We start from the raw sequence: 16,438 nt of genomic DNA, 5'->3' as shown, positions 1-16,438 counted from the left end.
CCGGCGCGCCGCCGGCGCACTGCTGCGAGGGATCACGACCACCCCGCTGTCGACGGTGAGGGTGCTGCGGCCGCCGCCAGGCGCAGTGGCGGTGGCTGCCTGTTGCCAGGCTGTTCTGCGGTCGGCGACTGCCGCCGATGCCACCGCATGCCGCGGCTGCAAGAACATCGCCACTCACCAGAATCCGCCGCCACGGCGCTCAGCCGCCACGGCGTTGACCGGCGGTGCCGTACTCGGCCGGACCCCCGCGGCCCCACCTGCCGCTGTCGCCCGCCGGCGGTGCCGTACTCGGCTGGACCCCCCGCGGCCCCGTTGGCAGTGCCCAACCGGCCGGACCCCCGCGGCCCCACCTGCCGCTGTCGCCCGCCGGCGGTGCCGTACTCGGCTGGACCCCCCGCGGCCCCGTTGGCAGTGCCCAACCGGCCGGACCCCCGCGGCCCCACCTGCCGCTGTCGCCCGCCGGCGGTGCCGTACTCGGCTGGACCCCCCGCGGCCCCGTTGGCAGTGCCCAACCGGCCGGACCCCCGCGGCCCCACCAGCCGCTGTCGCCCGCCGGCGGTGCCGGAAAGTTGAACCCCCTGCCGAGCCACGCAGTGGTCACGCCTTGTTCGGGAGCAGTGGGCCCACCCTGCCCCGCCCCGGTGCCACCCTCGGCATTGTGTACGGCAGGGTGCCGTACCACAGGCGTGCCACCGTGAAGCCGAAGGTGAGGCAGAGGATGCCGCCCACCGCGTCCAGCCAGAAGTGGTTGGCCGTGGCGACGATGACCAGCAGGGTCGACGCCGGGTAGAACAGGCCCAGGACGCGGACCCATGGGGTTCTGGCCAGCGCGAAGATCGTCAGGCCGCACCACAGGGACCAGCCGATGTGCATCGACGGCATCGCGGCGTACTGGTTCGACATGTGCTTCAGATCCCCCGAGGCCATCGAACCCCAGGTGTGGTGGATCATCACGGTGTCGACGAAGTGGCCGCCGTTCATCAACCGGGGCGGGGCGAGTGGATACAGATAGTAACCGACCAGGGCCACGCCCGTCGTCGCGAACAACACCAGTCGGGTCGCCGCGTAACGCCCCGGGTGGCTGCGGTACAGCCACACCAGCACGGCCAGCGTCACCACGAAGTGCAGCGTCGCGTAGTAGTAGTTCATGCCCACGATCAGCCAAGACACCGAGTTCACGGTGTGGTTGACCGACTCCTCGACGGCGATTCCCAGCCGGTGCTCGGTCCTCCAGAGCCAGTCGGCGTTGCGCAGCGCCCCACCCCGTTGCTCCGGTACCGCGTTGCGGATGAGCGAGTACGTCCAGTAACTCACCGCGATCAGCAGGACCTCGAACCAGAGACGGGGCCGCCGCGGAGTGCGCAACCGGCGGAGGAAACCCTGCTCGCCCTCGCCCGTGACTGACTGCGGAACGGCCACCTGCTCGCGACCTTCCGGTTCTGTCACGGTCGAGTCACTCATAGGCACAGAGTCTGCCAGAAAAGGCTTGTCCGACCGATCATCCCAAGGCCGGGTTCCTGCCGCACGTTCTACCGTGGGAGGACTCCCGGCCCTCCTGCCGGCGCAGCGTGCGGGATGGGGGATTTCTCCCCTTCAGGGAGGACTCTAGGAGGCTTCAGGAACCAGGCAGGAATCAGGGACGATTCCGCTCACCCGGGGCCGAAGCGGTCGAGCCGCGCACCACCAGTTCCGGCATGAAGACGAACTCGCTGTGCGGGGCGGGCGTCCCCCCGATCTCCTCCAGCAGCGTGCGCACCGCGGCCTGTCCCATCGCCGGCACCGGCTTGCGGACCGTGGTCAGCGGCGGGTCGGTGAAGGCGATCAGCGGGGAGTCGTCGAAGCCCACGACCGAGACGTCCCGGGGCACTTCCAGACCCCGCTGGCGGGCCGCCCGTATCGCGCCCAGAGCCATCATGTCGCTGGCGCAGACCACCGCCGTACAGCCTCGCTCGATGAGCGCCGTGGCGGCCGCCTGGCCGCCCTCCAGGGTGAACAGCGAGTGCTGCACGAGCTCCGTCTCGATCACCTCGGCGTTCAGACCCACCTGGTCCTGCATCGCGCGCACGAAGCCCTCGATCTTGCGCTGCACGGGCACGTACCGCTTCGGCCCCAGGGCGAGTCCGATGCGGGTGTGCCCCAGGGAGGCGAGGTGCGTCACGGCCAGCGTCATCGCCGCCCGGTCGTCCGGCGAGATGAACGGCGCCTGCACCTTCGGCGAGAAGCCGTCGACCAGCACGAACGGCACGCCCTGCGCCCGCAGCCGCTCATAGCGCTGCATGTCGGCGGTGGTGTCCGCGTGCAGTCCGGAGACATAGATGATCCCGGCGACCCCGCGGTCGACGAGCATCTCGGTCAGCTCGTCCTCCGTCGACCCGCCCGGCGTCTGCGTGGCCAGAATCGGCGTGTAGCCCTGCCGGGTCAGCGCCTGGCCGATGACCTGGGCCAGCGCCGGGAATATCGGGTTCTCCAGCTCCGGGGTTATCAGGCCCACCAGGCCCTCGCTGCGCTGCCGCAGCCGTACCGGACGCTCGTAGCCGAGCACGTCCAGCGCGGCCAGCACGGACTGGCGGGTGGTGGCGGCGACGCCCGGCTTGCCGTTGAGAACGCGGCTGACGGTCGCTTCGCTCACCCCCGCCTGCGCTGCGATGTCGGCAAGCCGTGTGGTCACGGCACCGGACTGTACCGGCCGTACCTCACCTTGCGCACCAATGGGACGCCGTGCGCGCGCGGTCCCACGGCCCGCTGCGGGTTGCTGCGTCATCGCGCTCCCTCGTCCTTCTGGTCGGCTGGTCGGCGTCCGTTCCGCAAGGGATGATTCCCGTCCTGGAAAGCGGCGGCAAGAGCTTGCAGAGTCTTGCACAAGTGTGCCACTGCCCGCAGACCTCCTGGGAAACACGGTTGCGGCGGGGTCTAGCAGAGGTCACGGCGAGGTAACCCTTGTGCTCTCTTGCACTTTTTTTCTGCAAGGTCTTTCGCAACGCTTACATGGCTGTTACGTTCTCGACGCCCGGCGGCCGCAAAGGCGCAGTCGGCAAGTCGCAGGAGCGGCGGACGGGACCGCTCTCTGCACCACTCGGGCTTTAACCCTCAAGGAGAACTCATGCGGCGTGGCATAGCGGCCTCCGCGCTGGTGGCGTCCCTCGCCCTCACGGCGACGGCGTGCGGCGGGAGCGACAGCGGCAGTGACAAGGCGGACGGCCCGGTCACCATCACCTGGTGGGACACGTCCAACGCCACGAACGAGGCACCGACGTACCAGGCCTTGATCAAGGACTTCGAGGCCGCCAACAAGAACATCAAGGTCAAGTACGTCAACGTGCCCTTCGACCAGGCGCAGAACAAGTTCGACACCGCCGCCGGCTCCAAGGGCGCCCCGGACGTGCTGCGCTCCGAGGTCGGCTGGACCCCGGCCTTCGCCAAGAAGGGCTACTTCCTGCCGCTGGACGGCACCGACGCCCTCGCGGACAAGGACAAGTTCAAGTCCAACCTGATCACGCAGGCGCAGTACGAGGGCAAGACGTACGGTGTGCCGATCGTCACCGACACCCTCGCGCTCGTCTACAACAAGGCGCTCTTCAAGAAGGCCGGCATCAGCGAGGCCCCCAAGACCTGGACCGAGCTGAAGGCCGACGCGGCGAAGCTCAAGGCCAAGGCCGGCGTCGACGGCTACTGGGGCTCCACCCAGGCCTACTACGCCCAGTCCTTCCTCTACGGCGAGGGCACCGACACCGTCGACGCCTCCGCCAAGAAGATCACGGTCAACTCCGACGCCGCCAAGAAGGCGTACGGCACCTGGCTGAACCTCTTCTCCGGCAAGGGCCTGCACAAGGCCGACACCACCGCGGACGCCTACGCCCACATCCAGGACGCGTTCGTCAACGGCAAGGTCGCCGCGATCGTCCAGGGCCCCTGGGAGATCACGAACTTCTACAAGGGCTCGGCCTTCAAGGACAAGTCCAACCTGGGCATCGCCACCGTCCCGGCCGGCTCCTCCGGCAAGGCGGGCGCCCCGACCGGCGGCCACAACCTCTCGGTCTACGCCGGCTCCGACAAGGCCCACCAGGCCGCCGCGCTGAAGTTCGTCAACTTCATGACCTCGGCGAAGTCCCAGTCGACCATCGCCCTGAAGAACTCCACGCTGCCCACCCGTGACGACGCCTACACCGACCAGGTCAAGGCCGACCCGGGCATCGCCGGCTACGGCACGGTCCTCGCCGCCGCCCAGCCGCGCCCCGCGCTGCCCGAGTACAGCTCCCTGTGGGGCCCGCTGGACACCGAGCTGCCCAAGATCGCCGGCGGCAAGGAGTCCCTGGACAAGGGCCTGAGCAACGTTGAGCTCGCGATCCAGAAGCTGGTTCCGGACTTCAGCAAGTAAGCCCCCTGTGGCCGCCGGATCTCTCCAGGAACATGGGGGAGAGATCCGGCGGCCACCGGCCGTGCCCAGCCCGTCCCCCTTGAACATCCAGAAGGTGTCGAACCATGACAGTCGCCATCGACCGCGCGACCGGCAAGCGCCGCGGTGACCGCGCGCCTCGGCCCGGGCTGGGCCAGCGCCTGAAGCACGGATTCCAGAAGCACTGGTACGCCTACGCGATGATCGCCCCGGTGGCCGTCGTGCTCGGCGTCCTGGTGATCTACCCCCTGGTGTACGGCCTCTACCTGACCCTCACCGACGCCAACAGCCTCAACACGGCCCGCACCATCGGCGTCAACCACATCGATGCGACGTACAAGTTCATCGGCCTCGACAACTACAAGGACATCCTGTTCGGCCCGACGTCGTACGACCGCTTCTGGTCGCACTTCATCTGGACGATCGTATGGACGGCGCTCTGTGTCGCCCTGCACTACGGCATCGGTCTCGGCCTCGCCCTGCTGCTCAACCAGAAGCTGCGCGGCCGTACCTTCTACCGGCTGATCCTGATCCTGCCGTGGGCCGTGCCCACCTTCGTCACCGTGTTCGGCTGGCGCTTCATGCTCGCCGACGGCGGCATCATCAACTCCTTCCTCCACACGCTCCACCTGCCGACACCTGACTGGCTGGAGGACACCTTCTGGCAGCGCTTCGCCGCCATCATGGTCAACACCTGGTGCGGTGTGCCGTTCATGATGGTCTCGCTGCTCGGCGGCCTGCAGTCCATCGACTCCTCCCTCTACGAGGCCGCCGAGATGGACGGAGCCAACGCCTGGCAGCGGTTCCGGTACGTCACCCTTCCGGGTCTCAGGTCCGTCAGCTCCACCGTCGTACTGCTCGGCATCATCTGGACTTTCAACCAGTTCGCCGTCATCTTCCTGCTGTTCGGCAACACCGCCCCAGACGCGCAGATCCTGGTCACCTGGGCCTACTACCTCGGTTTCGGACAGCAGCCGCGTGACTTCGCTCAGTCCGCCGCCTACGGCATCCTGCTGTTGGCCATCCTGATCGTCTTCACCTCGTTCTACCGCCGCTGGCTGAACCGCAACGAGCAGCAGCTCGCGATCTGAGGCAGGAGCCCCCATGAGCACCACGACACCTCCCGAGATCACCGCCGACAAGCCGGTGACCCCGCAGGCTCTCGCCGCGCTGAACCGCCGCCCCGCGCGCGGCCGCGGCGAGCGCGGCCTCATCGCCTCCCTCACCTCCCACGGCATCCTCGTCGTCGCGAGCCTGATCGCGCTCTTCCCGATCGCCTGGCTGGTCTACCTCTCGCTCGGCCCGGACAAGGACGACTACCTCCACCCCGGAGGCATCTGGTCGAAGATGACGTTCGACAACTACTCGTTCGTCCTCCAGCACACGAACTTCTTCGACTGGATGAAGAGTTCGCTGATCGTCTCGCTGGGCACCACGGTCGTCGGTGTGATGGTCGCCGCCACCACCGGCTACGCCGTCTCCCGCATGCGCTTCCCCGGCTACAAGAAGCTGATGTGGGTGCTGCTGGTCACCCAGATGTTCCCGATCGCCGTCCTCATCGTGCCGATGTACCAGATCCTCTCGGACCTGCAGCTCATCGACACCTACCTCGGTCTGATCCTCGTCTACTGCTCGACCGCGGTTCCCTACAGCGCCTGGCTGCTCAAGGGCTACTTCGACACCATCCCGTTCGAGATCGACGAGGCGGGACGCGTCGACGGCCTGAGCCCCTTCGGCACCTTCTTCCGGCTGATCCTGCCGCTCGCCAAGCCCGGCCTCGCTGTCGCCGCGTTCTACAACTTCATCACCGCCTTCGGTGAGGTCGCCTTCGCCTCGACGTTCATGCTGGACGACACCAAGTACACCTTCGCCGTCGGTCTGCAGAGCTTCGTCAGCGAACACGACGCCCAGCGCAACCTCATGGCCGCCACGGCCGTGCTCGTCGCGATACCCGTCTCCGCGTTCTTCTACCTCGTGCAGAAGAACCTGGTGACCGGCCTCACCGCCGGCGGCACGAAGGGCTGACCCCCCTTCCGGAAAGGGCTCCCGCGCGCCTGACCGCGCGGGTGGCGGCCGCGGTGCTCTATCCGACCCCGCTGGCACCGCGGCCGCCTCGCACACCCCCAGCCGTACACCCACCGCCGTACGCAGACCCCCATGACCCGAACCGAGTTACGCATCAAGGACGCCATGAGCCAGCAGCACCCTGCCGCCCCGGCCCCGACCGCCGCCGTCGTCACCGTCGCCAAGCGCCGCGACTGGTGGCGGGACGCGGTCATCTACCAGGTCTATCCGCGCAGCTTCGCCGACAGCAACGGCGACGGCATGGGCGACCTGGAGGGCGTACGCTCCAGACTTCCGTACCTGCGCGACCTCGGCGTGGACGCCGTATGGCTCAGCCCCTTCTACGCCTCGCCGCAGGCCGACGCGGGCTACGACGTGGCCGACTACCGCGCCGTCGACCCCATGTTCGGCAACCTCCTGGACGCCGACGCGCTGATCCGCGACGCCCGCGGACTGGGTCTGCGCGTCATCGTCGACCTGGTCCCCAACCACTCCTCGGACCAGCACGAGTGGTTCAAGCGCGCGCTCGCCGAGGGCCCCGGCTCGCCGCTGCGCGACCGCTACCACTTCCGCCCCGGCAAGGGCGAGAACGGTGAACTCCCGCCCAACGACTGGGAGTCCATCTTCGGCGGCCCGGCGTGGACGCGCGTGACGGAGCCGGACGGCACCCCCGGCGAGTGGTACCTGCACCTCTTCGCCCCCGAGCAGCCCGACTTCAACTGGGAACACCCGGCGGTCGGCGACGAGTTCCGCTCGATCCTGCGCTTCTGGCTGGACATGGGCGTCGACGGCTTCCGTATCGACGTCGCCCACGGACTGGTGAAGGCGGCGGGTCTCCCGGACCTCGGCTCGCACGATCAGCTGAAACTGCTGGGCAACGATGTCATGCCGTTCTTCGACCAGGACGGCGTGCACGCCATCTACCGGCAGTGGCGCGTGGTCCTCGACGAGTACTCCCCCAAGCTCTCCGAGCAGGGGGTGCCCCCAGAGCGCATCTTCGTGGCCGAGGCGTGGACCCCGACCGTCGAGCGCACCGCGAACTACGTGCGCCCCGACGAGCTGCACCAGGCCTTCAACTTCCAGTACCTGGGCACGGAGTGGGACGCCGAGGAGCTGAGGACGGTCATCGACCGCACCCTGGAGGCCATGCGCCCGGTCGGCGCCCCCGCCACCTGGGTCCTGTCCAACCACGACGTCACCCGGCACGCCACGCGCTTCGCCAACCCGCCCGGCCTCGGCACCCAGATCCGCACCGCGGGCGACCGCGAACTGGGCCTGCGCAGGGCTCGTGCCGCCACCCTCCTGATGCTGGCGCTGCCCGGATCGGCGTACATCTACCAGGGCGAGGAGCTCGGCCTGCCCGACGTCGTCGACCTGCCCGACGAGGTGCGCCAGGACCCGGCGTTCTTCCGGGGCGCCGGTCAGGACGGCTTCCGCGACGGCTGCCGTGTCCCGATCCCGTGGACCATTACGGGCTCGTCGTACGGCTTCGGCAACGGCGGGAGCTGGCTTCCGCAGCCCGCGACCTGGGGCGAGCTGAGCATCGAGGCGCAGACGGGCGTGCCCGGTTCGACGCTGGAGCTGTACCGCTCGGCGCTGAGCGCCCGCCGCTCGCAGCCGGACCTCGGTGCCGGCGACTCGGTCGAGTGGCTGCGCGCCCCCGAGGGCGTCCTGGCCTTCCGGCGCGGCGAGTTCGTGTGCGTCGCGAACACGACGGGGGAGTCGGTGACGACCCCGGCGTACGGCCGCGTCCTGCTCACCAGCGGCGAACTGACGGAGGCCGACGGCGAGGCGAAGGTGCCCGCGGACACGACGGTGTGGTGGACGACGGCGTGACGGCCGACGTCAGAGGCATTCACTGACGGCTTGCCGAGTCTCCAGGGCCTGCCACTTGTTCAGGGTGGCAGGCCCTTACCGGTATGTCCGGTGACCGACTTTCCGGAGGTGAGTGTCAGGGTCAGGGTTTGCGGTGGCGTTCTGGAGTGGGACCGAGTCCCGGCGGTTGGCCGAGGAATTTGCGGGCTTCGTCAGCGTTCGCCGCGACGCCGACAGTCACCCATGCGTGCCCATCCCGTTCCAGAAGGACCCGAGGGCCTTCGGGGTCAATGTGGGCCGCCTTCGGGCCGGGAGTGAGGGGGACGGCGCGGCGGGTGCCGGTGATCTGCCGGTCCGCTTCCCGGCGCCGGTCACGACGTGCAGCCCAGACCTCCAGCGGTTCGTCCTCGGGCTCCACGGTGCGCTTCCTACCCGGCCGAGGTCTGCGGCACCGGCTGGTCCGGCTCGTCCAGCCACACCGTAGCGCCGGACGGTTCGACGGTGAGGCCGTATCGCTCGACCGGCGGGCGCCGCGCAGCTCCCACCACCGGTGGGCGGCCCGAACCTCCTCCCACAGGCGGCGGGGGCCGCTCTGGTACACGCCGGGCGGCTCGGTGCCGGGCCGGCGGGCGGCGGCCCACGAGCGGTCACGGATGCCGTACCACCAGGCAGCCGGGGTGCCGTCCGTCTCCGTGTACGAAGTGCTGACGTATCGCGAAAGCCGGCCGGACCGGCATCACCCCGTCTACGACCGGCTCCTGAGCCGGGCCCGTGGGGTGCACGAGACCGGCCTGACCGAGTCGACCTCCGAAGCGCACATGGCCGGATCTGAAATTCTTGTCGGCCTGGCCGATCAGCTGTTGGCCGTGTGGGACGGGAAACCTGCATGGGGATACGGCGGCACAGCGGGCGTAGTGGCCTACGCCGAACGATCCGGCGTCCCTGTATGCGTGCTGTGGCCGGAGGGCGCCACCCGCTGACCGCCACCTCGACGGCTCCGCTCCCCAAGGCTGACACAGCACGGTGCGACCTGCCGTCTCCGTAACTTTTTGCATCAACTTTCAACGGCCCGCTGCCCTTTTGGGTGACGGGCCTTTAACATCTCGCCAACCGAAAGGTTTCAGCAAGGTTTCAGCAAGAGCCTTCAACGGTGAAGGAACCCCCACATGGCACGCAGAACCCTCTCCGGGGCGCTGGCCCTCACGGCCGCCGCCCTTGTCATGACCCCGACGGTCGCACAGGCCTCCCCGCCGGGCACCAAGGACGTCACCGCGGTCCTCTTCGAATGGAAGTACGCCTCGGTCGCCCGTGAGTGCACCAACACCCTCGGCCCCGCCGGCTATGGATACGTGCAGGTCTCCCCGCCTGCCGAGCACATACAGGGCCCGCAGTGGTGGACGTCGTACCAGCCGGTGAGCTACAAGATCGCGGGCCGTCTCGGCGACCGTGCGGCCTTCCAGAACATGGTGAGCACCTGCCACGCGGCGGGCGTCAAGGTCGTCGTCGACACGGTCGTCAACCACATGGCGGCGGCGAGCGGCACCGGCACCGGCGGCTCGTCGTACACGAAGTACGACTACCCCGGCCTGTACTCCTCCTACGACTTCGACGACTGCACCGCCCAGGTCACCGACTACGCCGACCGCTGGAACGTCCAGCACTGCGAACTCGTCGGCCTGGCCGACCTGGACACCGGCGAGGAGTACGTCCGCAAGACCATCGCCGGCTATATGAACGACCTGCTCACCCTTGGCGTGGACGGCTTCCGCATCGACGCCGCCAAGCACATCCCCGCGGAGGACCTGGCCAACATCAAGACGCGCCTGACCAACCCCTCCGTCTACTGGAAGCAGGAGGTCATCTACGGCGCGAACGAGGCCGTCCAGCCCACCGAGTACACCGGCAACGGTGACGTCCAGGAATTCCGCTACGCCTACGACCTCAAGCGCGTCTTCAACAACGAGCGCCTCGCCTACCTGAAGAACTACGGCGAGGGCTGGGGCTACATGAGCAGCTCGGTGGCGGGCGTCTTCGTCGACAACCACGACACCGAGCGCAACGGTTCCACCCTCAACTACAAGGACGGCGCGAACTACACCCTGGCCAACGTCTTCATGCTGGCCTACCCCTACGGCGCCCCGGACATCAACTCCGGCTACGAGTGGTCCGACGTGGACGCGGGCCCGCCGAACGGCGGCACGGTCAACGCCTGCTGGCAGGACGGCTGGAAGTGCCAGCACGCCTGGCCGGAGATCAAGTCGATGGTCGCCTTCCGCAACGCGACACGCGGCCAGTCGGTGACGAACTGGTGGGACAACGGCTACCAGGCCATCGCCTTCGGCCGGGGGAGCAAGGGGTATGCGGCGATCAACCACGAGGCGAGCGCCCTGACCCGCACCTACCAGACGTCCCTGCCCGCGGGTACGTACTGCAACGTCCAGAACAACACGACGGTGACGGTGAACTCCAGTGGGCAGTTCACCGCCACCCTGGGCGGCAACACGGCGCTCGCGATCTACGCGGGCAAGTCGAGCTGCTGACCCGGGCGAGACCCGCACCGCTGCGCCACGGCGGTGCGGGGTCACGGTAGTTGAAATTTCTTACCGATGCTTTCAAGCCCCTTGCTGTAAACCTTTCGCCAGCGATACGGTCGCGCGGGCGCCCGGCATCGGAGCCGTGCCGCGGCGTTGGGGTCGGACCCAAGAGAGCCGTAATCGCAAGGAGTTCACGCCTGTGATACCGAGATGGACGGCGCCGCGGACGCGCCGTACCCCGCAAGTGAGAAGGGTCGCGGCGACCGCCGTCGTCGCCCTCGCCGCCGCGCTCGTGCAGCCGCTCGCCGCGCACGCCGCGGCCCCCGCGCCCCCTTCGGACGCGAAGCTCGCCGCTCAGCCCGCCCGGCACGACGACACGCGCGAGCAGTTCTATTTCGTCATGCCGGATCGTTTCGCCAACGGGGACACGTCCAACGACAAGGGCGGTCTGACCGGTTCACGCCTGAGCACCGGCTACGACCCCACCGACAAGGGCTTCTACCAGGGCGGCGACCTCAAGGGCCTGACCAAGCGGCTCGACTACATCAAGGGTCTCGGCACCACGTCCATCTGGATGGCGCCGATCTTCAAGAACCGGCCGGTGCAGGGGGAGGGCGCCAACGCCTCCGCCGGGTACCACGGTTACTGGATCACCGACTTCACCCGGGTCGACCCGCACTTCGGCACCAACAAGGACCTCGAAACCCTCATCACCAAGGCGCACGCCAAGGGCATGAAGGTCTTCTTCGACGTCATCACCAACCACACCGCCGATGTCGTCGACTACAAGGAGAAGTCCTACGACTACCTCTCCAAGGGAGCCTTCCCGTACCTGACCAAGGACGGGCGGCCCTTCGACGACGCCGCCTACGCCGACCGCGCCGCCGGCGGGAAGTTCCCGGCCGTCGACACCGACTCCTTCCCGCGCACCCCGAAGGTCACGAGCAACAGCAAGGTCCCGGCCTGGCTCAACGACCCGACGATGTACCACAACCGGGGCGATTCGACGTACGCGGGCGAGTCCACGACGTACGGCGACTTCTCCGGGCTCGACGACCTGTGGACCGAGCGTCCCGAGGTCGTCAGCGGCATGGAGAAGATCTACCAGCGCTGGGTGCGGGACTTCGGTATCGACGGCTTCCGGATCGACACCGTCAAGCACGTGAACATGGAGTTCTGGACGCAGTGGGCGATGGCGCTGGACAAGTACGCCGCCGCGCACGGCCGCAAGGACTTCTTCATGTTCGGTGAGGTCTACTCCGCCGACCCCGCCATCACCTCCCCGTACGTCACCCAGGGCCGTCTCGACGCCACCCTCGACTTCCCCTTCCAGGAGGCGGCCCGCCAGTACGCCTCCCAGGGCGGCAGCGCGCAGAAGCTGGCCGGGGTCTTCGGCGACGACTACAAGTACACGACCGACAAGGCCAACGCCTACGAACAGGTCACCTTCCTCGGCAACCACGACATGGGGCGGATCGGGTACTTCCTCGACCAGGACAACCCCAAGGCCACGGACGCCGAACTGCTGAAGAAGGACCGGCTCGCCAACGAGCTGATGTTCCTGAGCCGCGGCAACCCGGTCGTCTACTACGGCGACGAGCAGGGCTTCACCGGCTCCGGCGGCGACAAGGACGCCCGCCAGACGATGTTCGCCTCCAAGGTCGCCGACTACCTCGACGACGACGAGATCGGCACCGACCGCACCCACGCGAGCGACGCCTACGACACGAGCGCACCGCTCTACAAGGAGATCGCCGCTCTCGCCAAGCTCCGGAAGGACAACCCGGCGCTCACCGACGGAGTCCAGACCGAGCGGTACGCGGCCGACGGCTCCGGCGTCTACGCCTTCACCCGCACGGACGCCAAGGCCGGCGCCGAGTACGTCGTCGCCTTCAACAACGCCGGCGAGGCCAAGACGGCCACCTTCGCGACCGGCTCCGCGGACATGACGTACCGCGGGATCTACGGCACGGACGCCACCGCGAAGACCGACGCCGACAAGAAGCTCACCGTCACCGTCCCGGCCGGCTCCGCCGTCGTCCTCAAGGCGGCCGGCACCCTCGCCAAGCCCGCCACCAAGCCGACGATCACCCTCAAGGCCCCGGACAGCGGCGCCACCGGAACCGTCGAGCTCTCCGCCGACGTCGCCGGCGGTCAGCTCAACCGGGTCGTCTTCGCCGCCCAGGTCGGCAATGGCAACTGGCGCGTCCTCGGCTCCGCCGACCACGCCCCGTACATGGTCACCCAGGCCATCGGCAAGGACGTCCCCTCCGGCACCGCCCTGCGCTACAAGGCGGTCGTGATCGACTCCGCGGGCCGGACCGCGAGCGCCATCGCCGCGAGCACCACCGGCACCCCGCCCGCCCCGGAGGTCCCCACGGCCTCCTCCCGCGACTACGCGATCGTCCACTACAAGCGCACCGACGGCGACTACGCGAACTGGGGCCTGTACGCCTGGGGCGACATCGCCGACGGCGAGGCCACGAACTGGCCCGCCAGCCACCCCTTCGTCGGCCGCGACGCGTACGGCGCCTTCGCCTACGTCAAGCTGAAGCCCGGCGCCTCCAACGTCGGCTTCCTGGTCATCGACAAGGACGGCAACAAGGACGTCTCCGCCGACCGGAGCATCGACGTCACCAAGACCGGTGAGGTGTGGGTCGAGCAGGGCAAGACGGACGTCCTGACCCAGCGGCCCGACTATCCCGCGCAGGACAAGACCAAGGCGGTCATCCACTACCACCGCGCCGACGGGAGCTACGACGGCTGGGGCCTGCACGTCTGGACGGGCGCGGCGAACCCCACCGACTGGTCGAACCCCCTGAAGCCGGTGAAGACTGATGCCTATGGCGCGGTCTTCGAGGTGCCGCTCAGCGACGGTGCCACCAGCCTCAGCTACATCATCCACAAGGGCGACGACAAGGATCTCCCCGCCGACCAGTCCCTGGACCTCAAGTCCAACGGCTACGAGGTGTGGCTGTTGAACGGCCAGGAGAAGTACCTGTTGCCGCAGCCCGCGGGCAGCGCGGCCGCCCTCGACCTGACCACCTCCAAGGCGGTCTGGATCGACCGGAACACGGTTGCCTGGAACGGTGTCGACGGTGCCGTCTCCACTCAGCTGCTCTCCTCCCACGACGGCTCGATCGCCGTCAAGGACGGGACGCTGACCAGCGATGACGAGCGTTGGCTGCGACTGACGAAGACCACGCTCAGCGACGCCCAGAAGGCCAGGTTCCCGCACCTCAAGGACTACACCGCCTGGTCCGTCGACCCGCGTGACCGCGACCGGGTGCGCCAGGCCCTGAGCGGCCAGATCGTGGCCTCGCAGCGCGCGGCGAACGGCGCGGTGCTGGCCGCGACCGGTGTGCAGATCGCGGGTGTGCTCGACGACGTGTACGACGCGACCAAGGTGAAGCTCGGACCGGTCTTCCACGACGGAAAGCCGACCCTCTCCGTCTGGGCGCCGACCGCACAGAGCGTCGCCCTGGAGCTGGACGGCTCCAAGGTGGCCATGCACCGCGACGCGGCCACCGGCGTCTGGTCCGTCACGGGCCCGTCGTCCTGGAAGAACAAGCCCTACCGGTACGTCGTGAAGGTCTGGGCCCCGAGTGTCCGCAAGGTCGTGACGAACAAGGTCACCGACCCCTACTCGGTCGCCCTCACCGCGAACTCCGAGCGCAGCCTCGTCGTCGACCTCAACGACAAGGCCCTCGCCCCGGGCGGCTGGTCGACCCTGCGCAAGCCCAAGGCCGTGCCGCTGAAGGACGCGCAGATCCAGGAGCTGCACATCCGCGACTTCTCCGTCGCCGACAAGACGGTCCCGGCGAAGGACCAGGGCACCTACCTGGCCTTCACCGACCAGGGCAGCGACGGCTCGAAGCACCTGCGTGAGCTGGCGAGGTCGGGCACGTCGTACGTGCACCTCCTGCCCGCCTTCGACATCGCCACCATCCCCGAGAAGAAGGCCGACCAGGCCACCCCCGACTGCGACCTGGCCTCCTTCGCGGCCGACTCCGACAAGCAGCAGGAGTGCGTCGAGAAGACCGCCGCGAAGGACGCCTACAACTGGGGCTACGACCCGTACCACTACACGGTCCCCGAGGGCTCGTACGCCACCGACCCGAACGGCACCGCGCGCACGGTCCAGTTCCGCAAGATGGTCAAGGGGCTCAACGACGACGGCCTCCGGGTCGTGATGGACGTCGTCTACAACCACACGGCGGCCAGTGGCCAGGCGGACACCAGCGTCCTGGACAGGATCGTGCCGGGCTACTACCAGCGGCTCCTCGCCGACGGAAGCGTGGCCAACAGCAGCTGCTGCTCCAACACCGCGACCGAGAACGCCATGATGGGCAAGCTGGTGATCGACTCGATCGTCACCTGGGCCAAGCAGTACAAGGTCGACGGCTTCCGCTTCGACCTCATGGGCCACCACCCGAAGGCCAACATCCTCGCCGTGCGCAAGGCGCTCGACGCGCTGACCCTCGACAAGGACGGCGTCGACGGCAAGAAGATCATCCTCTACGGCGAGGGCTGGAACTTCGGCGAGGTCGCGAACGACGCCCGGTTCGTGCAGGCCACGCAGCAGAACATGGCCGGCACCGGCATCGCCACCTTCTCCGACCGGGCCCGTGACGCGGTGCGCGGCGGCGGCCCCTTCGACTCGGACCCCGGCATCCAGGGCTTCGCGTCGGGGCTGTACACCGACCCCAACGCGTCCACGGCCAACGGTACGAAGGAGGAGCAGAAGGCCCGTCTGCTGCACTACCAGGACCTGATCAAGGTGGGCCTGTCCGGCAACCTGAAGGCCTTCACCTTCACCGACACCGCGGGCAAGGAGGTCAAGGGCTCCGAGGTCGACTACAACGGCGCTCCCGCGGGCTACGCGGACGCGCCCGGCGACGCCCTCGCCTATGTCGACGCGCACGACAACGAGTCCCTGTTCGACGCCCTCACCTACAAGCTGCCCAAGGACACCTCCGCGTCCGACCGGGCCCGGATGCAGGTCCTGGCGATGGCCACGGCCGCCCTCTCGCAGGGCCCGTCCCTGTCCCAGGCGGGCAGCGACCTGCTGCGCTCCAAGTCGCTGGACCGCAACTCCTTCGACAGCGGCGACTGGTTCAACGCCATCCACTGGAACTGCGCGGACGGCAACGGCTTCGGACGCGGGCTGCCCATGGCGGCCGACAACGAGTCCAAGTGGTCGTACGCCAAGCCCCTGCTCAGTTCGGTGAGCGTCGGCTGCCCGCAGATCACCGGCAGTTCGGCCGCGTACCAGGACCTGCTCAGGATCCGTACGACGGAGAAGGCGTTCTCCCTCGGCACGGCCGCGCAGGTGCAGTCCCGGCTCTCCTTCCCGCTGTCGGGGAAGGACGAGACGCCGGGCGTGATCACCATGGAGCTGGGCGATCTGGTCGTGGTGTTCAACGCGACGCCGGAGAAGCAGGAGCAGCGGATCGGCGCCCTCGCCGGGACGTCGTACCGGCTGCACCCGGTGCAGGCCGAGGGCACGGACACGGTGGTGAAGACCTCCTCCTACGCGGCCGGCTCGGGCACGTTCACCGTTCCGGCGCGGACCGTGGCGGTGTTCACCCGGGCGGCGCAGTAGGGTCGGGTCGTCGTCGTAGAACAGGAG

9 protein-coding genes and 1 pseudogene are annotated in these 16,438 nt (G+C 68.5%); 7 read left to right on the top strand and 3 right to left on the bottom strand.

Annotation, left to right across the window (positions count from 1 at the left end; genetic code table 11):
- Positions 1–597: 597 nt before the first annotated feature.
- Positions 598–1,461 carry a phosphatase PAP2 family protein gene (locus N8I87_RS11650; RefSeq protein WP_263208041.1) on the bottom strand — a complete coding sequence of 288 codons (864 nt, stop codon included), beginning with the start codon at positions 1,459–1,461 and terminating at the stop codon, positions 598–600.
- Between the two features lie 172 nt (positions 1,462–1,633).
- Positions 1,634–2,668 (bottom strand): LacI family DNA-binding transcriptional regulator, encoded by a 1,035-nt coding sequence (locus N8I87_RS11645; RefSeq protein ID WP_263208040.1) that lies wholly within the window; start codon positions 2,666–2,668, stop codon positions 1,634–1,636.
- A 432-nt stretch (positions 2,669–3,100) separates the two neighbouring features.
- Between N8I87_RS11645 and N8I87_RS11640 the strand changes: the two genes are divergently transcribed.
- The 4 genes from N8I87_RS11640 (at position 3,101) to N8I87_RS11625 (ending at position 8,293) form a co-directional block, all read left to right on the top strand.
- Positions 3,101–4,375 carry an extracellular solute-binding protein gene (locus tag N8I87_RS11640; RefSeq protein ID WP_263208038.1) on the top strand — a complete coding sequence of 425 codons (1,275 nt, stop codon included), beginning with the start codon at positions 3,101–3,103 and terminating at the stop codon, positions 4,373–4,375.
- Positions 4,376–4,479: 104 nt separating this feature from the next.
- Positions 4,480–5,484 (top strand): carbohydrate ABC transporter permease, encoded by a 1,005-nt coding sequence (locus N8I87_RS11635; RefSeq protein ID WP_263208036.1) that lies wholly within the window; start codon positions 4,480–4,482, stop codon positions 5,482–5,484.
- A gap of 13 nt (positions 5,485–5,497) precedes the next feature.
- Positions 5,498–6,418, top strand: a complete 921-nt coding sequence (locus tag N8I87_RS11630) for a sugar ABC transporter permease (protein ID WP_263208034.1) — start codon at positions 5,498–5,500, stop codon at positions 6,416–6,418.
- Between the two features lie 165 nt (positions 6,419–6,583).
- Complete coding sequence (locus N8I87_RS11625; RefSeq protein WP_263216395.1) at positions 6,584–8,293, top strand: glycoside hydrolase family 13 protein; 1,710 nt, start codon at positions 6,584–6,586, stop codon at positions 8,291–8,293.
- 121 nt (positions 8,294–8,414) lie between these two features.
- On the opposite strand, the gene N8I87_RS44320 is transcribed toward N8I87_RS11625, so the two are convergent.
- Positions 8,415–8,690 carry a DUF6087 family protein gene (locus tag N8I87_RS44320; protein ID WP_411577213.1) on the bottom strand — a complete coding sequence of 92 codons (276 nt, stop codon included), beginning with the start codon at positions 8,688–8,690 and terminating at the stop codon, positions 8,415–8,417.
- Positions 8,691–8,982: 292 nt separating this feature from the next.
- On the opposite strand from N8I87_RS44320, the pseudogene N8I87_RS11620 reads away from it, so the two are divergent.
- The 3 genes and pseudogenes from N8I87_RS11620 to pulA all read left to right on the top strand — a co-directional run.
- Positions 8,983–9,252: pseudogene (locus tag N8I87_RS11620) on the top strand (hypothetical protein); the annotation flags it as partial.
- A gap of 186 nt (positions 9,253–9,438) precedes the next feature.
- Entirely contained in the window at positions 9,439–10,812 is a 1,374-nt protein-coding gene (locus tag N8I87_RS11615) for an alpha-amylase (protein ID WP_263208032.1), read from the top strand.
- A gap of 193 nt (positions 10,813–11,005) precedes the next feature.
- A complete protein-coding gene (gene pulA, locus N8I87_RS11610; RefSeq protein WP_263208030.1) occupies positions 11,006–16,411 on the top strand; it encodes a pullulanase-type alpha-1,6-glucosidase in 5,406 nt (1,801 codons plus the stop codon).
- Positions 16,412–16,438 lie beyond the last annotated feature (27 nt).

It is taken from the genome of Streptomyces sp. HUAS 15-9, from assembly GCF_025642155.1.
GTDB lineage: Bacteria > Actinomycetota > Actinomycetes > Streptomycetales > Streptomycetaceae > Streptomyces.
This window is presented reverse-complemented; position numbering and strand designations above follow the sequence as displayed.